We start from the raw sequence: 18,669 nt of genomic DNA, 5'->3' as shown, positions 1-18,669 counted from the left end.
GGAACTCCGATGTTCAAGGTGCTTCGCGACTGGGTGCAGCGCTACTTCTCCGATGAAGAGGCGGTGGTGCTGGCGGTCTTCCTGGTCCTGGGTTTTACCCTGGTCCTCACCCTCGGCAATATGCTGGCGCCGGTCCTGGCAGGGTTGGTCCTGGCCTTTCTGATGCAGGGAGTGGTGAATTTCCTCGAACGCCTGCGCATGCCGCAAACGCTGGCCGTGTGGCTGGTCTTCGCCCTGTTCATCGGGGCCCTGGCGCTGTTCCTGGTGGTGCTGATGCCGCTGTTGTGGCAGCAGCTCAGCACCCTGTTCAAGGAGTTGCCGCGCATGCTCGGCGAATGGCAGTCGCTGCTTCTGTTGCTGCCCGAGCGCTACCCGCACCTGGTGACCGACGAGCAGGTGCTCAACGCCATCGAGGTGACCCGCAGCGAGGTCGGCAAGTTCGGCCAGTGGGCGCTGACCTTCTCCCTCTCCAGCCTGCCGCTGGTGGTCAACCTGATGATCTACCTGGTACTGGTGCCGATCCTGGTGTTCTTCTTCCTCAAGGACCGCGAGCTGATCCTGCGCTGGCTGAGCGGCTACCTGCCGCGTGAGCGCGCGCTCATGACCCAGGTGTGGCAGGAGATGAACCAGCAGATTGCCAACTACATCCGCGGGAAGGTGATCGAGATCGTCATCTGTGGCGGTGTCACCTACGTCGCCTTCGTATCCCTCGGGCTCAACTATGCGGCGTTGCTGGCATTGCTGGTCGGCTTGTCGGTAGTGGTGCCCTACATCGGCGCGGTGGTGGTGACCGTCCCGGTGGCGCTGATCGCGTTGTTCCAGTGGGGCTGGGGCGACCAGTTCATCTACCTGATGGTGGTCTACGGAGTGATCCAGGCGCTGGATGGCAACATCCTGGTGCCGCTGCTGTTCTCCGAGGCGGTCAACCTGCACCCGGTGGCCATCATCTGTGCCGTGCTGCTGTTCGGAGGTCTCTGGGGCTTCTGGGGCATCTTCTTCGCGATTCCCCTGGCGACGCTGTTCAAGGCCGTGCTCGATGCTTGGCCGCGCAGTGGACCACTGAGGGACGGGCCGTCGCCGCTGATGTGACGGGCATGAAAAAGGCCGCTTTCGCGGCCTTCGTTCATTGCGGCGGGGCGGGTCAGCCCTTGTTCAGCGCCTGGGCGGCCGCGAGCACGGCATCCACGTGGCCCGGAACCTTCACGCCACGCCATTCCTGACGCAGCACACCGTTCTTGTCGATGAGGAAGGTGCTGCGGTCGACGCCCATGTATTCCTTGCCATAGAGCTTCTTCAGCTTGATCACGTCGAACAACTGGCAGACCGCTTCGTCCTTGTCGGAGATCAGCTCGAAGGGGAACTCCTGCTTGCACTTGAAGTTCTCGTGGGACTTCAGGCCGTCGCGGGAGACGCCGAAGATCACGGTATTGGCGGCAGCGAAGGCCCCGTGCTGGTCGCGGAAGCCCTGGCCTTCGGTGGTGCAGCCGGGGGTGCTGTCCTTGGGGTAGAAATACAGGACGACCTGCTTGCCTTTCAGGGCGGAGAGCGTCACCTGCTGGCCACTGGTGGCGGGGGCGGTGAAGTCGGCTACCGGTTGGTCGATTGCTACGGCCATGTCTTGCTCCTTACGGATGTTGCGGGCGCCAGGGCTCGATCAGGGCGTCGAGGTTCAGCGCATCGGCGAAGTCGAGGAACTGATCGCGCAGCCAGCTGATCTGGGTGCCGGCGGGCAATGTCACGGTGATGGTGGCGTTGAGCATGGTGCTCATGGTCTGCGGCGCCTGGTAGGTGTCGCAGGTGAGGTTCTCAAGCTCGACACGGTGGTCGATGAAGAACTGGCACAGCTCATTGAGGATGTCCGGGCGGTAGGCCGCGCTGACGTAGGCCACGTAGGGCAGCGATTGCGGGCGTGGCTCCAGCGCGCCGCTGCGGGTTACCTGGAAGGTGAATTCGTGGCGCTTGGACAGGGCCGGCAGGCCTGCCTCCAGGCGGGCCAGCGCATCCCAGCTGCCGGATACCTGCAACACCAGTGCGCTGTACTCGCCGTGGCGAGTCAGGCGGCTGCTGACCACGGCGCAGCGGTTTTCCTGGCTGGCTCGGCACAGCACATTGGTCAGCTCCATGGGGTTGACGCCAAGGGCGCTGATCACAAGGAATTGTTCGCGGGGCGGGGTGGTGGACATGCAGCATTCCTAAAGCGAGGGGAGGGCGGCCAAAGCCGCGTCGATCAAAGCGGAGAGGTTAGCGAAAAGCGCTGCCGAGGGGAATGCTTGAGGCGCCCTCGTCAGCTTGTGCTGGGCAATGGGCACCAGTACCATTACGGCTCTCTTTTTCCGGCAGGAGCGGTTGCATGATTGCGGGCAGTATGGTGGCACTGGTCACGCCCATGGATGCACAAGGTCAACTGGACTGGGCGAGTCTGACCAAGCTGGTGGATTTCCACCTGCAGGAAGGCACCAACGCCATAGTCGCAGTCGGCACCACGGGTGAATCCGCGACGCTGGATGTGAACGAACACATCGAAGTCATCCGCCGCGTGGTGGATCAGGTCAATGGCCGCATCCCGGTCATCGCCGGCACCGGTGGAAACTCCACCCGCGAGTCCGTCGACCTCACCGCCGCCGCCAAGAACGTGGGCGCCGATGCCTGCCTGCTGGTGACCCCGTACTACAACAAGCCGACCCAGGAAGGCCTGTACCAGCATTTCCGCCACATCGCCGAATCCGTCGCGATTCCGCAGATCCTCTACAACGTCCCTGGCCGCACCGTCTGCGACATGCTGCCCGAGACCGTCGAGCGCCTGGCGAAGATCTCCAACATCATCGGTATCAAGGAAGCCACCGGCGACCTCAAGCGCGGCCAGGAAGTCCTGGATCGCGTGAGCAAGGACTTCCTCGTCTACTCCGGTGACGATGCCACCGCCGTCGAGCTGATGCTCATGGGCGGCAAGGGCAACATTTCCGTGACCGCCAACGTCGCGCCCCGCGAGATGGCCGACCTCTGCGCCGCTGCCATGCGTGGCGATGCCGAGACCGCTCGCGCGATCAACGACAAGCTGATGCCGCTGCACAAGGCGCTGTTCATCGAATCGAACCCGATCCCGGTGAAGTGGGCCCTGCACGAGATGGGCCTGATGCCCGACGGCATCCGCCTGCCGCTGACCTGGCTCAGCCCGCGTTGCCACGAACCGCTGCGTCAGGCGCTCCGCCAGTCCGGTGTATTGGCTTAATCCGAGGAATTACTACGCATGAAGCGACTGGCCGGACTCTCCGCTCTCGCCCTGATGATCTCCAGCACCAGCGGCTGCGGCTGGCTCTGGGGCGAAAATGGCTACTTCCGCGACCGCGGCAACGACTACCTGGAAGCGCGCCAGACCGCGCCCATGCAGTTGCCCCCGGATGCCCAATCCAAACGCCTTGACCCGTTGCTGCCGGTGCCGATGAACGTCGCCGACAGCCGCAGCGACGCCGACTACGAAGTCCCGCGCCCGCAGCCCCTGCAAGTCAAGGGTGAGGTCAGCGACTACAGCCTGCAGAAGAGCGGCGACTCGCGCTGGGTGGTTGCCCAGCGCATCCCGGCCGAGGTCTGGCCGGTGGCTCGCCAGTTCTTCGAGGACGGCGGCTTCAAGGTCGTCGACGAGCGTCCGCAGACCGGCGAGTTCAGCACCGCCTGGCAGCGCCTCGACCAGCTTTCCGCGCCCCTCGCACGCCGCCTCGGCAGCCGTGTGAGCGGTGTCGAGCCCGACAGCGAAGTGCGTGCCCGTGTGCGTATCGAGCCGGGCGTGCAGCGCAACACCAGCGAGATCTTCGTCCTCACCACCACCCGCCCGGCAGGCAGCAGCGCCGATACCGGTTGGCCGAGCCGCTCCGACAGCCCCAGCCTCGAGGCTGCGCTGATGGACGAAATGCTCGCCAGCATGGCGCGCAGCGCCGAGCAGGGTGGTTCCGTTTCCCTGCTGGCTGCCCGCGACTTCGATGCGCCGAGCCGCGTGACCCTGTCCGAGGACGGCAGTGGCAACCCGATCCTCAACCTGGGTGCCGACTTCGACCGTTCCTGGTCCAGCGTCGGTCGTGCCCTGGAAGTGGCGGATGTCCGCGTCGACGACATCAACCGCAGCCTGGGCGTGTACTACATCAACCTCGCCGAGGGCGCGGAGAAGGACCAGGAGCCTGGCTTCTTCAGCCGCCTGTGGGGCAGCGCACCGAGCAAGGAAGAGATCGAGGCCCGTGCCGAGCGCTACCAGGTTCGCCTGACCCGCGTCGGTGACAGCGTCCAGGTCACCGTGGAGAAGGACATCAACACCGTGGCACCTGCTGATGTGGCGCGCCGCGTGCTGGGCCTGATCCAGGAAAACCTCGGCTGAGGCCGGACCGACCGGGTGGCGGTTGACCTCCACCCGGCTCCAGCCGACGCGCCGCAGGGCGCGGCGGCGAGACAATAGGCGAAACCCCGCAGGTTTCGCCTGTTTCGTTTAACAGAGGCGGAAAATCGACATGACCACTCCCAGCACCCTGAGCCTGAAGAAGATCTACTCCGGCAAAGTCCGCGACCTCTATGAGATCGATGCCAAGCGCATGCTCATGGTCGCCACCGACAGGCTCTCGGCCTTCGACGTCATCCTCGAGCAGCCGATCCCGGACAAGGGCAAGATCCTCACCGCCATCTCCAACTTCTGGTTCGACAAGCTGGCCGACGTGGTGCCCAATCACTTCACCGGCGACAAGGTCGAGGACGTGGTGCCCGCCGCCGAGCTGCCGCTCGTGGAAGGCCGCGCCGTGGTCGCCAAGCGCCTCAAGCCAGTGGCCGTCGAAGCCATCGTGCGCGGCTACATCGTTGGTTCGGGCTGGAAGGAATACCAGAAGACCGGCACCGTCTGCGGCATCCAGCTGCCCGCCGGCCTCAAGGAAGCCTCCAAGCTGCCCCAGCCGATCTTCACCCCCTCGACCAAGGCCGCTGTCGGCGACCATGACGAGAACATCTCCTTCGAGCAGTGCGAAGCCATCATCGGCAAGGAACTGGCCGCCAAGGTCCGCGATACCGCCATCGCCCTCTACAGCACTGCTGTCGAGTACGCCGCCACTCGCGGCATCATCATCGCCGACACCAAATTCGAATTCGGCATCGACGAAGACGGTACCCTGACCCTGATGGACGAAGTGCTGACCCCTGACTCCAGCCGCTTCTGGCCGGTGGAAAGCTATGTCGAAGGCACCAACCCGCCCAGCTTCGACAAGCAGTTCGTCCGCGACTGGCTCGAGTCCACCGGCTGGAACAAGGAGCCGCCAGCCCCCGCCGTACCCGCCGACGTCGCACAGAAGACCGCCGACAAGTACCGCGAGGCCCTGACCAAGCTCACCGCCTGACCCCGGCAGCGGGGCTGCCGGCCGGGGCAATACGCAAGCATCTGAATGCACGCGAAAAAATTGCCACGGCGGGCTTCGCCAATCGCTTTTCAGCTGGTATCATGCGCGCCGTTCGGGAAGATGCCGGAGTGGCCGAACGGGACGGATTCGAAATCCGTTGTGTCAGCAATGGCACCTAGGGTTCAAATCCCTATCTTCCCGCCATACACAGCAAAGCCCCTGGTTCGCGAGAGCCAGGGGCTTTGTGCTTTCAGGCATGCCCGCGCGCGCCTGGTGCTGGCAGGGGGCGCTGTACCAGCACCTTCATCCGGCGGATGTCCGACCAGAACAGTTCATCCGGGAACGGGCCCGGCGCCAGCGCGTTCTTCACCAGGAAGTAGCCCTCCTCAGCGGATGCGGCACCTCTTCCCAGTGCAGCTCCATCACCATCGTCTGCCCCAGGTTTGCCAGTGCCGTTCTGGTGTCCACAGGTCGCTCGCTCATGCTTTCCACTCCAGTGCCAGCCGCTGACGGCAAAGCAGCCAGTGCCGCCGGCAAGAGGTCTTCCCGTTCCATGCCTATTCCGTCACTATCCGTGGCTATTTCGAAGGCCTGCACGCCTTCGTCCCTTGGGTAACTATTTCCCACGGGTGAACTATATCCCACGAAATCATGTTCTGGGAAGTTATTGCCCAGAATTAAGGTCGAAGATGTTTTATGCAGACAGCGGGCGATAGAGCACGAGCGTTGATCAAGCGGCTGGGACCGAAAAAGGCCAGTGAACTGGGTGGAGGCAACCACGACCGTTGGCGGAGCGTCAGCAAAGGCGCGGTGAGAGTCAGCACGGAAGAGATCGACGTGCTTGTGAAGGCCTATCCCCAGTACGCGTTCTGGCTGGCTTGCGGCCAGATTGCACCCGAGATCGGGCAGACAAGCCCGGCCTATGACGACACCCATCCAGATTTATCGCCATCCAGCGCCGAGTGACCACGGGCTGTGTCCCGCAGCTTTCCGCCCAGCGCCGCATCGCTTCTGCCTAAGCGCCTGGCTTCTCCAGTCGAGCTTCCAGCAGTTGAGACCGGACGAAAGTCAGCGCATCCCTGAATCGCGGATGCCGTGTCTCGCCAGGTTCATGGGCAAGGGGATGCCAGACAGGCAGGGCTGCTCATCCCCCTACCTCGTACTCCATCGGATAGTCGCAAGGCTCCCGCGCCACCTGCTCTGGCCACAACCACTGCGCATCCACACAACCCTGGCGCTGGTAGAACCGCACCGTCTCCCTCGCCGAGTGGGACGAGACATACAGGCGCTCGATGCCCTTGTGGCGGGCCTCTTCGAGACAGCGGGCGAACAGCAGGCGCCCGACGCCCCTGCCACGCTCGGTGGCCTCGACATGGAACTCCTTCAATGGCCGGTAGCGCCCGGTGGGTTCTATAGGCGCGCCGTCCACACAGGCGAAGCCGACGACCCGCCCCAGACGGGTCGCCAGGCAGACCATGCCGCCGTTGGCCAGAGCGGCCCGCAGCGTGTCCTTCACTTCCTGACGTTCGGCCGGGGACCAGTCGTCGATGAAGGGATCGGCGCTCTCCACCGCGCGGCCCGCCTGCAAGCGAATGACCCGGTCCACTACCTGCCGCCGCTCGAAGATGAACACGAAGTCGAGGGCCGAATCGGCTACCGGGGAGGTGTGAAGGGTGATGTCCGGGGGGCTGCTCATGGGATTCCTGCAGTTGATCCAGGGTGTAGGGCCGGGATGGTAGCGCGCCCGGCTGAAAACCGAGCAGGAAGCCAGCGAGATCGAGGCACTGCCGCTGTACAAGGCCTCTGTTAGGGCTTGCGCCTACGCGGACGACACCGTCGTGCCGAGCAGGAGCTCAAGGGCCACAGATTGGTACCTGGTCAAGCAAGGCCCATGAGTCCTTCTTCGGTGCTCCGTGGTCCTTCGGAGCCGTTGCCGCGTAGCTCACCCTCACTGTTTAGGAAGTGATGGCCACAAGACATTTGATTGATATCAAAATGGATTCGTTTTCCGACACGTTCGTCGCAACTTGCGCCTTTTTGTATCGAAAAAGCGACAAGGCGCACGTTTTTCCCGTCACGCGCGAAGAACCCCGGCTACACCCTCCAGTCTAGGTTTTAGGCCGTCCGAAGGATGAAGTACCGGACAGTGGCGCAATGCCATTTCAGGCCTGCCTACAACCACTTCAAAAGGATTGGAGTCAGCATGAAAAATAATTTCAGACGTGTTGTCGGTTCCCTCGCGTTCGCCGTTTCCACGGCATCCCTTGCAAGCCCCGCCGCAGACGCCGAATTCAAGGAATTCTGGAGTCCCGGCAAACCCAACCCCTCCATCTGCAATTCGCCGCTGCTGGTGGGCACGCCGCTCGGGCTGCCGCGCTGCCTGCAGGCGAGCAACGTCTTCACCCGGCTCCAGGCGCTGCAGGACATCGCCAGCCTCAACGATGGCAATCGGGCAGCCGGTCAGCCGGGCTACCAGGCGTCCATCGACTACGTGAAGAAGACCCTGCAGAAGGCCGGCTACAAGGTGACGGTGCAGCCGTTCCCCTTCACCGCCTACTACCCCAAAGGGCCGGGTACCCTGAATGCGATCACGCCGACCCCCGGCAGCTATGTCTGGGAGACTGACTTCACCTACCTCTCGCAGAGCGAGGCCGGTGATGTGAGTGCACCGGTGGTGCCCGTGGACGTGGCGCTGGGGGCGGGCAACACCTCCTCCAGCGGGTGCGAGGCGGAGGACTTCGCCAACTTCCCCAGCGGCTCCATCGCACTGATCCAGCGCGGTACCTGCAACTTCGAGATCAAGGCCGAGAACGCCGCCGCGGCTGGTGCAGCGGGGGTGATCATCTTCAACCAGGGCAACACGGATGACCGCAAGGGCCTGGAGAACGTGACCCTGGGCGATGGCTACGAAGGTGGCATCCCGGTGATCTTCGCCACCTACGACAATGGCGCGGCCTGGGCCGGCACGGCAGGCCTGCAGCTGCGCATGGTCGTCGATGTGGTGCGCTCGAAGACCCAGACCTACAACCTGGTCGCCGAGACCCGCTACGGCAATCCGAAGAACGTCGTGATGGTGGGCGCGCACCTGGACTCGGTATTCGAGGGCCCCGGCATCAACGACAACGGTTCCGGCAGTGCCGCGCTGCTGGAGATGGCCGTGCTGCTGCGCAAGGCCTATCCGTTGAACAAGATCCGCTTCGCCTGGTGGGGCGCCGAGGAGTCCGGGCTGGTGGGCTCGACCTACTACGTCAACAACCTCACTCCCGAGGAGAAGAAGAAGATCAAGGCCTACCTGAACTTCGACATGATCGGTTCGCCGAACTACGCGAACTTCATCTATGACGGCGACGGTTCGTCCTTCGGTCTGCAGGGCCCGCCCGGTTCGGCCGCGATCGAGCACCTGTTCGAAGCCTACTTCAAGCTGCGTCGCGCGCAGTTCGAGGGGACCGAGATCGACTTCCGCTCCGACTATGCGCAGTTCTTCGAGGATGGCATTGCCTTCGGTGGCCTGTTCACCGGCGCCGAGGACATCAAGACCGAGGAGCAGGCGCAGAAGTATGGCGGTGCGGCGGGCCAGCCCTTCGATCCCTGCTACCACAACGCTTGCGACAACACGGCGAACATCGATCTGGACGCGCTGGAGATCAACGGCGACGCGATGGCCTTCGCCACCAGTTGGCTGTCGATCTCGACCAAGATCATCGACGACGAGATCGCCGCTGCGAAGAAAGCCCAGGGCACCGCGCTGCGCAAAGCCAGCGTGCGCAACGTCGAACGCTGGGGTGATGCCTACATCAAGTAACGCCTGACGGGTCTTGCGCCGGCCCGCCGGCGCAAGCTCCCCGTTGACGAAAATCGAGCGCACAAATACTGTATATAAAAACAGTATCAGGAGGCGCCGCCATGGGTAATGTCCGCATCATCGGCCGTCTGGGGCCGTCATTCAGCAAGCTCCCGCTCTACACCCTCGGCATCGATGAAAACGATGCGAAAGGCCCGGTTCGCCTGCGCCTCGACGGCTGCCTGAGCCTGGACGAGCTGCTGGGCATCGATATCCCACAGACCTTAACCGTCCGTCTGGAAGACGACAGCATGGAGGGCATCGGCCTCGCCCCAGGGGACCTGCTGCTGGCCGATCGCGCACGTGTAGCAACCGATGGCAGCCTGGTGGTGGCGGTGATCGATGGGGATTTCTACATACGCCGCCTGCGTCACGAAGACGGCCAGCGCGTGCTCGTGGCGGAGAACGCCCGCTATCCGGCGCTGAGGCTGTCGCCCGGGCAGGACTGGATGATCCGGGGTGTCGTCACCCACAGCTTCCGCCGTCCGCAGCGCTGGCAACCACTGGCATGACGCGGGTGCGAGCAGATAGGGGCTTAGTGATGAGGAGCGGTCGCCTGCCTGGCCTTGTGCTCGTTCACCGGGCGTTCCAAGGGCTGGCGAGGCGCTCGGGTCGTGGGGTGATGGTGGTGGTGGGTGATTCTGAGCATGGCCCAGAGCATCGCAACGGCTACCATCAGCCAACCCAGGATCAACAACACGATAAAGGCTTCAGGACTCATCGCTAACCGCCTCGGTGCCCGCAAATGGGCACACAACTGGAGTTTAGTCCGGCATCCGTGACGCTTCCCTGACAGGCCCCGCCTTCGGTCGGCTGGCCGGCTTCTTCATCGGACGGGATGCGCAGGTGCTTGAAAACTTCGGCAGCGCGAGCGGCATAAAGTGCTGATCGGATGACGTGCGGTCAGGGCGGGTTCAGTTGCAGAAGCGCTCCACGTTCTGCCGCGCCTTCTCGTTGGGAGCGTTGCGCAGCTGGGCGGTCCAGAACTGGCATTTGGGGCTGGCCAGGCGTTCAGCCTCTTCGATACGGGCATTGTCGCGCTGTTGGGTCGCGCTCTGGTTCTGCTGGTAGCGCTCGAACATCTGCGCATTGTCCTGAGGGGCAGGGACAGGGGCAGGCTGAGGGCCTATCGGCGAGCCCAGGGGCGCCGTGGTGCCCTGGCCGACCTGCTCCCAGGCAGCGCCCACCAGGTGCCGATAGCCGAACCAGGCGGTGGCGGCGACGGCGAGGCAGCCGAGCCAGATGCCCAAGGCGATGCACAGCACCAGTTTCACCGGGTCGAGGCTGATGTGAAGCGTGCGTTTTCGAGCGGGCATGGAACCTCCTCACAGGGTCGATGGGCCGATCAGGACGTGGCGCGTCCGCTCTCAGTGGGCGTCGATCACCTCGTACCATTGCTCGGTGCCGCCGATCGCCAGGGTGATCTCGGCGCCGGCGCCCTTGCCCAGCAGAGCCTGGCCGAGGGGGGAGCGCGGGGTGATCACGGTGATGTCTCCATCCTCGGTCGCAACCTTCAGGCCGGCGGCTTCCGGGCCGAGAAAGAGTAGCTGCTCGCCACCGCTTTCCACGCCCAGCCGCACCAGGGCGCTGAGCTGGATGCCCTGTGCCGGGTCGTGATCACGCAGCGCCAGGCCCTGGAACAGGCTGATCGCCTGCTTGATCTCGGCGGCGCGGCGGGCCTGTCCGGTCGCCAGGTAGGATGCCTCCAGCCCCAGCGTGTCGTACTTGTTCTCGGCGACGTTCTCTTCATGGGTCGCCGCTTCGTAGGCCGTCTGCGCAGCACGTTGCAGCAGCTCCAGGTCGTCCGAGAGCTTGGCGATGATCAGATGCTGGATACGGGCTTTGTCCATGGCGAGGACCCTGCTGGCAAAGGCCGCATTCTACGGGTGGAGTCACCAGAAGAGGAGAGGATTGTAATTTGTGTATTTGCATCATATTTGCTTTATATTGATGCAAACGCACGGAGGAAATCCATGAGCGCCCTCAGCCGTCCCACTCTCGATCCCGATGCCGTCCTGGCCAAGGCCCTGCTCAATACCCGCGAGCAACTCGGGCTGACCCAGCAGCAACTGGCCGACATCGTCGGTGTGCACCGCACCGCCATCACCCGCTGGGCGGACAGCGGCGGCATCCGTCCGCAGAGCAAGACCGGCGAGCTCGCGCTGCTGCTGATCCGCGCCTACCGCGCATTGTTCGCCCTGTTCGGCGGCAACCTCGACGACATGCGCCACTTCCTGCGCACCGAGAACCGCCACCTGGGCGCCGTTCCCCTCGAACTGATGGGCCAGGTGCAGGGTCTGGTGAGGGTGGTGGAGTACCTGGACGCCATACGCGGCAAGATCTGATCGCCCTGACAACAACAACGAAGGAAGGCTGGACATGGATATCTGGACGACCTGCCAGGGCCCGCAACACATCGGGCCCCTGCGTGGCCGCCTGGTGCGGCTGGTGGAGAGCCAGGAGCAGGTGGCGACCCTGCAGCTGGTGGACAACCTCGCCGAACAGGCGTTGCTGGAGGAACTCATCGAGACCAGCAAGCCGCCGTTGCCCAGGAGCGCCGAGCCGCTGCACTACCTACTCAAGACCCCGTTCCGCTACCCGCCGCTGCGCTGGGGGTCGCGCTTCGGCACCGTCCACGAGCCGAGCCTGTTCTACGCCGCCTCGCGCCTGGAGACCGCCATGGCCGAGGGGGCGTTCTACCGCTTCGTCCTGTGGAGCGGCATGGCCGTGCCGCCCCCCAGCGGGCGCATCCTGTCCGAGCATTCCTCCTTCGAGGCGCGTTTCCAGGTGGAGCGTGGCGTGCAACTGCAATCGCCGCCGTTCGATCGTCACGCTCAGGCACTGGCCGACCCGGTGGACTACCGCGCCAGCCAGGCGCTCGGCGCGGCCATGCGTGCCGCAGGCGTGGAGGCCTTCGAGTACCGCTCCGCGCGCTGCCCGCTGCAGGGCACCAATATCGCCCTGTTCACCCCCGAGGCCTTCACCGAGCGGCGACCACGCAACCTCACGCCCTGGCTCTGCGAGACCACCGCCGAGTACGTCGCCTTCAAGCATGCCCAGGCGCCGGATACACCGCGCCTGTTCCGCATGACGCAGTTCCTGATCGACGGCCACCTGCCACAGCCGGCATGACCGAGTCCTGGCCCCAGCGGCTGCTGGCCCTGGTCGCATCGCCCGCCGGTATCGCCGCGAGCTACGTCGAGTCGCTGCTGCCCGCCGCTGGCGAACGTGGGCTGGATGTCGACGCGTTGCTGCGGGCGGTGGATATCCAGGCGGAGCAATTGGCGCTGCCGGGCTACCGCCTGCCGCTGTTCAAGGCTTTCGCCCTCCTGCTTCAGGCTGAGCGCCTCGCCGGTGATGCGCTGATCGGCATGCGCCTGGGGCTCGCCGTGCGCCCTCGCTCCTTCCATGTGCTGGGCTACTCGGCCATGAGCTGCGCCACCCTGGGCGAGGCCATCACGCGTCTGCAGCGCTTCGAACAACTGGTCTGGGACATCGGGGAAACCCGGCTGGAAGAGGAGGGCGAGTTCGTCGCCCTGACCTGGCGGCCACGCGCGTTGCCCTGGGTACCTCGCCAGGCTGTGGAGATGGCCCTGGCCGGCTGGCTGGCGTTCGGCCGTTGGTTGAGCGAGGAGCGTGCGCAGCCGGTGCGGGTGGAGTTCCGTCATCACCTCGAAGCCGGGAAGGAGGCCTACGCCGACGTCCTGGGTTGCCCCGTGCAGGGCGGTTGTGCCCGCCATGCCGTGGTGTTCGACAAGGCCCTGTTGCAGATGCCGCTGCGCGAGGCCGACCCGCATTTGCGCGCCTTGATGGACGCCCAGGGCGATGCCTGCCTGGCCGCGTGCCGTCTCGACGCCAATCTCGCCAACGAAATCCGGGCCGCGCTTTGCACCGGCCTGGCGCAGGGGCAGGTCGGCCTCGATGATGTGGCGGGGCGCCTGGGGCTCAGCACGCGCGTCCTGCGTCGCCGGTTGGGGGACTCGGCGCTGGCCCTGCCCACCTTGCTGGACGAGGTTCGCAAGGACCTGGCGCAGCTCTACCTGCAGCACACCGACTTCGCCTTGCTGGAGATCGCCTACCTGCTGGGCTTTGCCGAGCAGAGCTCCTTCTCCCGAGCCTTTCGTCGCTGGACGGGCACAGCGCCTACGGACTTTCGCCGGCAAAAATGCGCTGCGGCGCCCTGAAACGGGGCATTCAGGGGGTTGACAGCAATGAGTTGTGCACAATGGCGAAGCACCTTGTCATTTCGCAGTCACATTCGCCCGTAAACGCTTGATTTTTCGTACCGCTTTTTTAAAGCAATGAAAAATAAAGGGTTTTCAGGTTGGTGAAAAAATCGCCAATTTGCAGGAGGCGCCCGTTTCATCGGCTTCGAAGGGCATTTCAATGACCTTTCCCACAGAGTTATCCACAGCTTCTGTGGATTGTCCCAAGCGCTTGCTCTAGAACGCCACTCACAGGCTTGGCAAGACTTTACCTGTGGAAAAAAAGGAGTAGAGTTGCGCGCCTTTCCGGCCTCCACACCCTTTACATGAAGTCCAGAGCTCTCGCCGAAACGTCCCAGCACAACCAGCGCCTGCCCCTGCGCGTGGCCCTCTGGTTGCTCGACAACCCGCGCCTCGGCCAGGCCGCCAGCGTCAAGCGCCTGGCCGGCAAGCTGCTCAAGCAGCCTGCTCGCCAAGGCGTGGTAGCCGCCCAGAGTCGCCTCGGGCAGATGCTCTGCCGCGACTGCGGCAACACCCGTGACCGCCGCATCGGCTTCGACATGCTGCGCCAGGCCGCCCGCGCCGGCGACCGCCGCGCCCAGCTCGAACTGGGCCGCCTCTATGTGCAGCCCCGTACCCAGGACATGCAGCAGGCCTGCCACTGGCTGGAGCAGGCCGCCGCCCAGGGTTCCCACGAAGCCAAGCGCCTGCTGAGCCGCCTGCCCGGCGCCTGACCGCCGCGTGGGCGCTGGGTATACTGCCCGGCACCCTCCCGCGGAGCCTTCCATGCCCCTCGACTTGCCCAATCTGCTGATCGGCCTCGCGCTCGCCGCCGTCCCCCTGTTGGGCCTGGCCTGGCACCTGCAACGCCGCATCGCCGCCGCCGACGTCGAGCGCATGCTCCTCGACGAGCGCCTGGCCATCGCCCGGATGGCCCAGGACGGGCTCGGTGCCCAGCTCGACGACAGCCGTACGGAAATCCGTGAACTCACCCAGCACAACGCCGCCCAGCAGGCCGAACTGGCCGCCTTGCGCCGCGAGTCCGAGCTGCTCGGTGCCGAGCGCAAGGCGGGCCGTGAGGCGCTGGCCGCCTGGAGCGAGGAGCGCGAGCGCAAGGAAGGCGAGCTGCGCCGCCTGGACAGCGAGCGTGCCGCCCTGGCCGCCGAGCTGCGTGAGCAGCAGGAATCGCACGCCCAGCGCCTGGCCGACCTGCAGGCGGCTCGCGATGACCTGCGTGCGCAGTTCGCCGAGCTGGCCGGGAAGATCTTCGATGAGCGCGAGCAGCGCTTCGCCGAGAGCAGCCAGCAGCGCCTGGGGCAGATGCTCGACCCATTGAAGGAGCGCATCCAGGCGTTCGAGAAGCGCGTCGAGGAGAGTTATCAGCAGGAGGCGCGCGAGCGCTTCTCCCTGGGCAAGGAGCTGGAGCGCCTGCAGCAACTCAACCAGCGCCTGGGTGACGAGGCCACCCACCTCACCCGCGCGCTCAAGGGCCAGAAGACCCAGGGCAACTGGGGCGAACTGGTGCTGGAGCGGGTGCTGGAGCATGCCGGCCTGGAGAAGGGCCGCGAGTACCAGACCCAGGTCAGCCTGACCAGCGCCGATGGCCAGCGCTTCCAGCCCGACGTACTGATCCAGCTGCCCGGCGACAAGCAAGTTGTGGTGGACTCCAAGGTCAGCCTCACCGCCTACCAAGTGCTGATCGCCGCCGAGGACGAGGCCGTCCGCGCCCAGGCGCTGAAGCAGCACGTGCTGTCCTTGCGCAACCACCTCAAGGGCCTTTCGGTGAAGGACTACCAGCGACTGGAAGGGCTGCACAGCCTGGACTTCGTGCTGCTGTTCGTACCGATCGAAGCGGCCTTCGCCGCCGCCCTGCAGGCCGATCCGGGCTTGTTCCAGGAGGCCTACGACCAGCACATCGTCATCGTCAGCCCGACCACGCTGCTGGCTACCCTGCGCGTGATCGACAGCCTCTGGCGCCAGGAGCGGCAGAGCCAGAACGCCCGCGAGATCGCCGAGCGCGCCGGCGCCCTCTACGACAAGTTCGTCGCCTTCGTGCAGGACCTGGACGAGATGGGCAGCCGCCTGCAACAGCTGGACAAGGCCTACGCCGCCGCCCGCAACAAGCTGGTGGAGGGGCGCGGCAACCTCGTCAGCCGCGCCGAGAACATCAAGCTGCTCGGTGCCCGCGCCAGCAAGAGCCTGCCTGGCGAGCTGCTCGAGCGCGCGGCGGGGCTGCCGCTGCCGGATGAGCTGGACGAGTGATGCCTCCGTTCTGGCCCGTTGCCGGGCCTCGCTCGCCGGCACCGGCCTGCTGAGCGCCCGAGTGGTCTGCTAGGAGGCTGGCTCCGCCGCTGCGCGCCGGGCCGCCGGCGAGCGCTCCAGGTAGTCCAGCGCCACCGCCAGGTCGCCTTCCCCGTGAGGGTGGAAGCCCGGTTGGTAGTAGCGCAGCACCGCGCGGCCGATGCTGCCGGGCGTGGGCAGCTTGTCGCGGGCGCCCAGTCGCCGCCAGTGACGCAGGAAGCCGGCGCGCTTGGCGGTTGCGGGGTCCTGGCGCATCAGGCTGGCGGAGCCGACGCTGAACAGCGTGATCAGCGCGATGCAGGCCACCACCATGTAGAACCCCCGCGCCAGTGCGCTACCGCCCAGGTGCACGTGCAGGTCATGGGCGACGCAACGGTGCTCCACCTCTTCGGCGCCGTGCCAGCGCAGCAGGTCGAGCATCACCGGGTCGGCCTGGTCGAGGCTGCGGGTGGTGATGATCCAGTTGCCCAGCACGCAGGTGAAATGCTCCACGGCGGCGATCAGGCCGACGCGCTGGCGCAACCACCAGCCTTGCAGGGAGTGGCTCAGGCGGTTTTCGCCCAGGGGGTGGTCGCAGAGCACCTTGTCGAACAGGCGATGGATGCCGGCGGTCACCGGCGTCGGGTCCAGCCCGTGGCGTTCCAGGTAGGGTTTCAATGCGCTGTCGTGGGCACGGGCGTGTTGCGCCTCCTGGCGCACGAAGCCACGCACGTCTTCGGCCAGCAGCGGGTCGCTCACCAGCGGCAGGGCCTTGTTGTACACGCGGCAGAACCAGAATTCACCGGCCGGCAGGATCAGGTGCAGGCTGTTCATGATGTGCGAGGCCTCGGGCTCGCCCGGCACCCAGTGCAGCGGCGTATCGGCGAAGTCGAAGCGCACCTTGCGCTGTTCGAGGCGGTGATGCGGCGGGTTCATGAGGCCCTCCTGGCCGGTTCCTCGCGGTCGACGAATTCGCGCAGCCACAGCGCCAGGCGCTGGGGTTCGGCCAGCAGTTGCCAGTGCCCGGCACGCACTTCACGGCGCCACAAGGTCGGCGCCCAGCGGGTCAGCTCCTCGAACAGCTGCGGCCGCACGAAGCGGTCGCGGGTCGGGATGACCAGGTGCACCGGCACGTCCGTGTGGCGCTCGCGCGGGCGGAACAGGCTGCTGATGAAGTTGGCGCGGTAGAGCCGCACGCCGTGCTGGCCGTCGGCGAGCTGGGTGCTGCTGACGTGAGGCCTGGCCACGCCCTCGATGCGGCGCAGCAGGCCCGGCCAGGCACGGGCGAGCCCCAGGCGCCAGGTGAGTTCCGGTAGCAGGGGGGTGTGGAAGAAGGCGATGTACCAGGAGCTCAGCAGTTGCCCGAGCATCTGCAGGTAGGCCCCGGCGCGCCTCTCCCGCAGCCTGCTGCGCATCCAGTGGCCGACGTGGTCGAGGCAGGGGCCGGAGATGCTGGTATAGGACGCCAGCAGCGGCTGGATGCGCGGTTCGGTCACCGCCTCCCAGCTCTGGATCGACCCCCAGTCGTGGGCCACCAGGTGCACCCGGCGATCCGGGCTGAGGGCACGGATCACCGCTTCCAGGTCATTGGCCAGGCGCGGCAGGCGGTAGTCGCGGATACGCGGTGGCACTTCGGATGCGCCGGCGCCGCGCACGTCGTAGGCGATGATGCGGTAGTCCGCCGCCAGCTCGCGCACCAGCGGTAGCCAGACTTCGTGGCTGTCCGGGTAGCCGTGCACCAGCAGCAGGGTCGGTCCCTTGGCATTGCCCCATTGATAGGTGGCGAGGCGCACGCCATCGCCCTGCACGGTGATGCGCTGGGGTTCGAGGCCGAGGGGCGCGTTCATCAGTTTGCCCCCTGGCGCGAGGGGAGGGTGGGCGTGGGGAAGGCGGGCATGGCGGATCTCCTGCTGGCCGAAATCGTTACATCGTTCGATGTCATCGATTGTCGGCCAGGGAGGCGGGACTGGCCAGACGCCCAGCCCTGATCCACGGGATGGCTGTTACCGCGTTACCGTCGCGCGCAAAGCACCGTGGCAGGCGGCTCGACGGGCCGAAAGCGGCTTTCGGCGGGCGCCGCTAGCCAGCAGGTCCAGCCATAGGTTGGGCTTCCGGATGCGCTGTTGTTGGCCGCCGAGGCGCGGGGATATGATCCGCCCATGAAGAATCCCCCTACCTTCCTGCAGCGGCTGCTGGCCCAGGCGCCGCACATCCCCGAGCCCGTTCCGGGCGAGGAATACACGGTCGACGAGCTGGCCCGCGAGGCCGGCACCACCGTGCGCAACCTGCGTGCCTACCAGGATCGCGGGCTGCTGCCGCCGCCCGAGCGCCGCGGGCGCGTGGGCATCTACAGCGGCGAGCACCTCGCGCGCCTGCGCCTGATCGGCCAGTTGCTGGAGCGTGGCTACAGCATCGCCAGCATCCGCGAGCTGTTCGAGGCCTGGGACCAGGGCCGCGACCTGGCCCACGTATTGGGCCTGGAGCAGGCCATAGTCGGCGACTGGGCGCAGCTGGAGCCCACGCCCCTGGGCTTCGACGAGGTGCAGGTGCTGTTCGGCGACGAGCTCACCGACGAGGCCATGGACATCGCACAGGCGCTGGGCCTGATCGAATTCGCCGGTGACCACCTGCGGGTGCTCAACCCGCGCATCTTCAACGCCGGCGTGCAACTGCACCGCTCGGGCATTCCGCTGCTGGTGCTGCTGGAGCAGTTCGCCACGATCCGCCAGCAGGTGGAGCCGGTGGCGGAGGGCATCGTGCGGATGATCGTCGATCACCTGGTCAACCCGCTGCTCAGCACCAGCCTGCCCCACGTCGCCGAACTGGAAGGCCTCAACCGCCAGTTGCTGGCACTGCGGCCGCTGGTGGAGCAGGTGGTGGACAGCGAGTTGGCGCGCGGGCTGCAACTTTCGGCCAACCAGGAGCTGGGCGGCCGGGTTGGCGAGCTGCTCAGGGGCTTCCTGAAGGGCTGAGGGGCTGC

Annotated in this window: 20 protein-coding genes and 1 tRNA gene; 14 read left to right on the top strand and 7 right to left on the bottom strand. The window is 65.8% G+C overall.

Features of this window, described 5'->3' with window-relative positions; translation table 11 throughout:
• Positions 1-9 precede the first annotated feature (9 nt).
• Positions 10-1,089 (top strand): AI-2E family transporter, encoded by a 1,080-nt coding sequence (locus tag WFQ67_RS04565; RefSeq protein ID WP_263150794.1) that lies wholly within the window; start codon positions 10-12, stop codon positions 1,087-1,089.
• Between the two features lie 52 nt (positions 1,090-1,141).
• On the opposite strand, the gene WFQ67_RS04560 is transcribed toward WFQ67_RS04565, so the two are convergent.
• Both WFQ67_RS04560 and WFQ67_RS04555 read right to left on the bottom strand, forming a co-directional pair.
• A complete protein-coding gene (locus WFQ67_RS04560) occupies positions 1,142-1,615 on the bottom strand; it encodes a peroxiredoxin (protein WP_173171911.1) in 474 nt (157 codons plus the stop codon).
• Between the two features lie 10 nt (positions 1,616-1,625).
• On the bottom strand, positions 1,626-2,183 hold the full coding sequence (locus WFQ67_RS04555) for a glycine cleavage system protein R (protein WP_213625843.1): 558 nt from the start codon (positions 2,181-2,183) through the stop codon (positions 1,626-1,628).
• A 167-nt stretch (positions 2,184-2,350) separates the two neighbouring features.
• Here WFQ67_RS04555 and dapA point away from each other — a divergent pair, with 167 nt between their 5' ends.
• From dapA to WFQ67_RS04530, 5 genes are all read left to right on the top strand, one after another.
• A complete protein-coding gene (dapA, locus tag WFQ67_RS04550) occupies positions 2,351-3,229 on the top strand; it encodes a 4-hydroxy-tetrahydrodipicolinate synthase (protein WP_111263826.1) in 879 nt (292 codons plus the stop codon).
• A gap of 18 nt (positions 3,230-3,247) precedes the next feature.
• Positions 3,248-4,363, top strand: a complete 1,116-nt coding sequence (bamC, locus tag WFQ67_RS04545; RefSeq protein WP_173171913.1) for an outer membrane protein assembly factor BamC — start codon at positions 3,248-3,250, stop codon at positions 4,361-4,363.
• 130 nt (positions 4,364-4,493) lie between these two features.
• Complete coding sequence (locus WFQ67_RS04540) at positions 4,494-5,363, top strand: phosphoribosylaminoimidazolesuccinocarboxamide synthase (protein WP_111263824.1); 870 nt, start codon at positions 4,494-4,496, stop codon at positions 5,361-5,363.
• Positions 5,364-5,477: 114 nt separating this feature from the next.
• Positions 5,478-5,567, top strand: a tRNA-Ser gene (locus WFQ67_RS04535).
• Between the two features lie 522 nt (positions 5,568-6,089).
• On the top strand, positions 6,090-6,329 hold the full coding sequence (locus WFQ67_RS04530) for a DNA-binding protein (protein ID WP_081672337.1): 240 nt from the start codon (positions 6,090-6,092) through the stop codon (positions 6,327-6,329).
• Positions 6,330-6,507: 178 nt separating this feature from the next.
• Here WFQ67_RS04530 and WFQ67_RS04525 read toward each other — a convergent pair whose 3' ends face one another.
• Complete coding sequence (locus tag WFQ67_RS04525; protein WP_213625842.1) at positions 6,508-7,059, bottom strand: GNAT family N-acetyltransferase; 552 nt, start codon at positions 7,057-7,059, stop codon at positions 6,508-6,510.
• A 507-nt stretch (positions 7,060-7,566) separates the two neighbouring features.
• Between WFQ67_RS04525 and WFQ67_RS04520 the strand changes: the two genes are divergently transcribed.
• Positions 7,567-9,165, top strand: coding sequence for a M28 family metallopeptidase (locus tag WFQ67_RS04520; protein WP_213625841.1), 1,599 nt, complete (start codon positions 7,567-7,569; stop codon positions 9,163-9,165).
• A 101-nt stretch (positions 9,166-9,266) separates the two neighbouring features.
• Positions 9,267-9,716 (top strand): LexA family protein, encoded by a 450-nt coding sequence (locus WFQ67_RS04515; protein ID WP_337056266.1) that lies wholly within the window; start codon positions 9,267-9,269, stop codon positions 9,714-9,716.
• Between the two features lie 402 nt (positions 9,717-10,118).
• On the opposite strand, the gene WFQ67_RS04505 is transcribed toward WFQ67_RS04515, so the two are convergent.
• Together WFQ67_RS04505 and WFQ67_RS04500 are read right to left on the bottom strand one after the other, a co-directional pair.
• Positions 10,119-10,520 (bottom strand): hypothetical protein, encoded by a 402-nt coding sequence (locus WFQ67_RS04505; protein WP_213625839.1) that lies wholly within the window; start codon positions 10,518-10,520, stop codon positions 10,119-10,121.
• Positions 10,521-10,571: 51 nt separating this feature from the next.
• Positions 10,572-11,054: a GreA/GreB family elongation factor gene (locus WFQ67_RS04500; RefSeq protein ID WP_213625838.1), complete on the bottom strand. Its 483-nt coding sequence runs from the start codon at positions 11,052-11,054 to the stop codon at positions 10,572-10,574.
• A 123-nt stretch (positions 11,055-11,177) separates the two neighbouring features.
• Between WFQ67_RS04500 and WFQ67_RS04495 the strand changes: the two genes are divergently transcribed.
• From WFQ67_RS04495 to rmuC, 5 genes are all read left to right on the top strand, one after another.
• Entirely contained in the window at positions 11,178-11,549 is a 372-nt protein-coding gene (locus tag WFQ67_RS04495) for an antitoxin Xre/MbcA/ParS toxin-binding domain-containing protein (RefSeq protein WP_111264584.1), read from the top strand.
• Between the two features lie 34 nt (positions 11,550-11,583).
• The gene (locus tag WFQ67_RS04490) at positions 11,584-12,336 is read left to right on the top strand and encodes an RES family NAD+ phosphorylase (RefSeq protein WP_111264583.1); all 753 of its coding nucleotides are present in this window, start codon (positions 11,584-11,586) and stop codon (positions 12,334-12,336) included.
• A complete protein-coding gene (locus tag WFQ67_RS04485; RefSeq protein WP_337056264.1) occupies positions 12,333-13,388 on the top strand; it encodes an AraC family transcriptional regulator in 1,056 nt (351 codons plus the stop codon). The genes WFQ67_RS04490 and WFQ67_RS04485 overlap by 4 nt, the downstream gene beginning before the upstream one ends.
• A gap of 347 nt (positions 13,389-13,735) precedes the next feature.
• Positions 13,736-14,143, top strand: coding sequence for a tetratricopeptide repeat protein (locus tag WFQ67_RS04480; protein ID WP_111264581.1), 408 nt, complete (start codon positions 13,736-13,738; stop codon positions 14,141-14,143).
• Positions 14,144-14,306: 163 nt separating this feature from the next.
• On the top strand, positions 14,307-15,671 hold the full coding sequence (gene rmuC / locus WFQ67_RS04475) for a DNA recombination protein RmuC (RefSeq protein ID WP_337056402.1): 1,365 nt from the start codon (positions 14,307-14,309) through the stop codon (positions 15,669-15,671).
• A gap of 69 nt (positions 15,672-15,740) precedes the next feature.
• Here rmuC and WFQ67_RS04470 read toward each other — a convergent pair whose 3' ends face one another.
• Both WFQ67_RS04470 and WFQ67_RS04465 read right to left on the bottom strand, forming a co-directional pair.
• Complete coding sequence (locus WFQ67_RS04470) at positions 15,741-16,625, bottom strand: metal-dependent hydrolase (protein WP_213625834.1); 885 nt, start codon at positions 16,623-16,625, stop codon at positions 15,741-15,743.
• Entirely contained in the window at positions 16,622-17,536 is a 915-nt protein-coding gene (locus WFQ67_RS04465; RefSeq protein ID WP_213625833.1) for an alpha/beta fold hydrolase, read from the bottom strand. The genes WFQ67_RS04470 and WFQ67_RS04465 overlap by 4 nt, the downstream gene beginning before the upstream one ends.
• Positions 17,537-17,848: 312 nt before the next feature.
• On the opposite strand from WFQ67_RS04465, the gene WFQ67_RS04460 reads away from it, so the two are divergent.
• On the top strand, positions 17,849-18,661 hold the full coding sequence (locus WFQ67_RS04460; protein WP_337056263.1) for a MerR family transcriptional regulator: 813 nt from the start codon (positions 17,849-17,851) through the stop codon (positions 18,659-18,661).
• The last annotated feature ends 8 nt before the right edge of the window (positions 18,662-18,669 follow it).

This window comes from Pseudomonas sp. USHLN015 (assembly GCF_037153275.1).
GTDB lineage: Bacteria > Pseudomonadota > Gammaproteobacteria > Pseudomonadales > Pseudomonadaceae > Metapseudomonas > Metapseudomonas tohonis.
Note: the sequence above shows the minus strand (reverse complement) of the source record. Positions and strands in the feature narration are given on the sequence as shown.

Excerpts from the sequence above, each read along its gene's own strand:
- WFQ67_RS04490 (WP_111264583.1), top strand. The coding sequence starts at position 11,584 with ATGGATATCTGGACGACCTGCCAGGGCCCGCAACACATCGGGCCCCTG.
- WFQ67_RS04470 (WP_213625834.1), bottom strand. The coding sequence starts at position 16,625 with ATGAACCCGCCGCATCACCGCCTCGAACAGCGCAAGGTGCGCTTCGAC.
- WFQ67_RS04495 (WP_111264584.1), top strand. The coding sequence starts at position 11,178 with ATGAGCGCCCTCAGCCGTCCCACTCTCGATCCCGATGCCGTCCTGGCC.
- WFQ67_RS04460 (WP_337056263.1), top strand. The coding sequence starts at position 17,849 with ATGAAGAATCCCCCTACCTTCCTGCAGCGGCTGCTGGCCCAGGCGCCG.
- bamC (WP_173171913.1), top strand. The coding sequence starts at position 3,248 with ATGAAGCGACTGGCCGGACTCTCCGCTCTCGCCCTGATGATCTCCAGC.
- WFQ67_RS04500 (WP_213625838.1), bottom strand. The coding sequence starts at position 11,054 with ATGGACAAAGCCCGTATCCAGCATCTGATCATCGCCAAGCTCTCGGAC.
- WFQ67_RS04485 (WP_337056264.1), top strand. The coding sequence starts at position 12,333 with ATGACCGAGTCCTGGCCCCAGCGGCTGCTGGCCCTGGTCGCATCGCCC.
- WFQ67_RS04505 (WP_213625839.1), bottom strand. The coding sequence starts at position 10,520 with ATGCCCGCTCGAAAACGCACGCTTCACATCAGCCTCGACCCGGTGAAA.
- WFQ67_RS04540 (WP_111263824.1), top strand. The coding sequence starts at position 4,494 with ATGACCACTCCCAGCACCCTGAGCCTGAAGAAGATCTACTCCGGCAAA.
- WFQ67_RS04480 (WP_111264581.1), top strand. The coding sequence starts at position 13,736 with ATGAAGTCCAGAGCTCTCGCCGAAACGTCCCAGCACAACCAGCGCCTG.
- WFQ67_RS04515 (WP_337056266.1), top strand. The coding sequence starts at position 9,267 with ATGGGTAATGTCCGCATCATCGGCCGTCTGGGGCCGTCATTCAGCAAG.
- WFQ67_RS04465 (WP_213625833.1), bottom strand. The coding sequence starts at position 17,536 with ATGAACGCGCCCCTCGGCCTCGAACCCCAGCGCATCACCGTGCAGGGC.
- WFQ67_RS04560 (WP_173171911.1), bottom strand. The coding sequence starts at position 1,615 with ATGGCCGTAGCAATCGACCAACCGGTAGCCGACTTCACCGCCCCCGCC.
- rmuC (WP_337056402.1), top strand. The coding sequence starts at position 14,307 with ATGCTCCTCGACGAGCGCCTGGCCATCGCCCGGATGGCCCAGGACGGG.
- dapA (WP_111263826.1), top strand. The coding sequence starts at position 2,351 with ATGATTGCGGGCAGTATGGTGGCACTGGTCACGCCCATGGATGCACAA.
- WFQ67_RS04520 (WP_213625841.1), top strand. The coding sequence starts at position 7,567 with ATGAAAAATAATTTCAGACGTGTTGTCGGTTCCCTCGCGTTCGCCGTT.
- WFQ67_RS04565 (WP_263150794.1), top strand. The coding sequence starts at position 10 with ATGTTCAAGGTGCTTCGCGACTGGGTGCAGCGCTACTTCTCCGATGAA.
- WFQ67_RS04525 (WP_213625842.1), bottom strand. The coding sequence starts at position 7,059 with ATGAGCAGCCCCCCGGACATCACCCTTCACACCTCCCCGGTAGCCGAT.
- WFQ67_RS04555 (WP_213625843.1), bottom strand. The coding sequence starts at position 2,183 with ATGTCCACCACCCCGCCCCGCGAACAATTCCTTGTGATCAGCGCCCTT.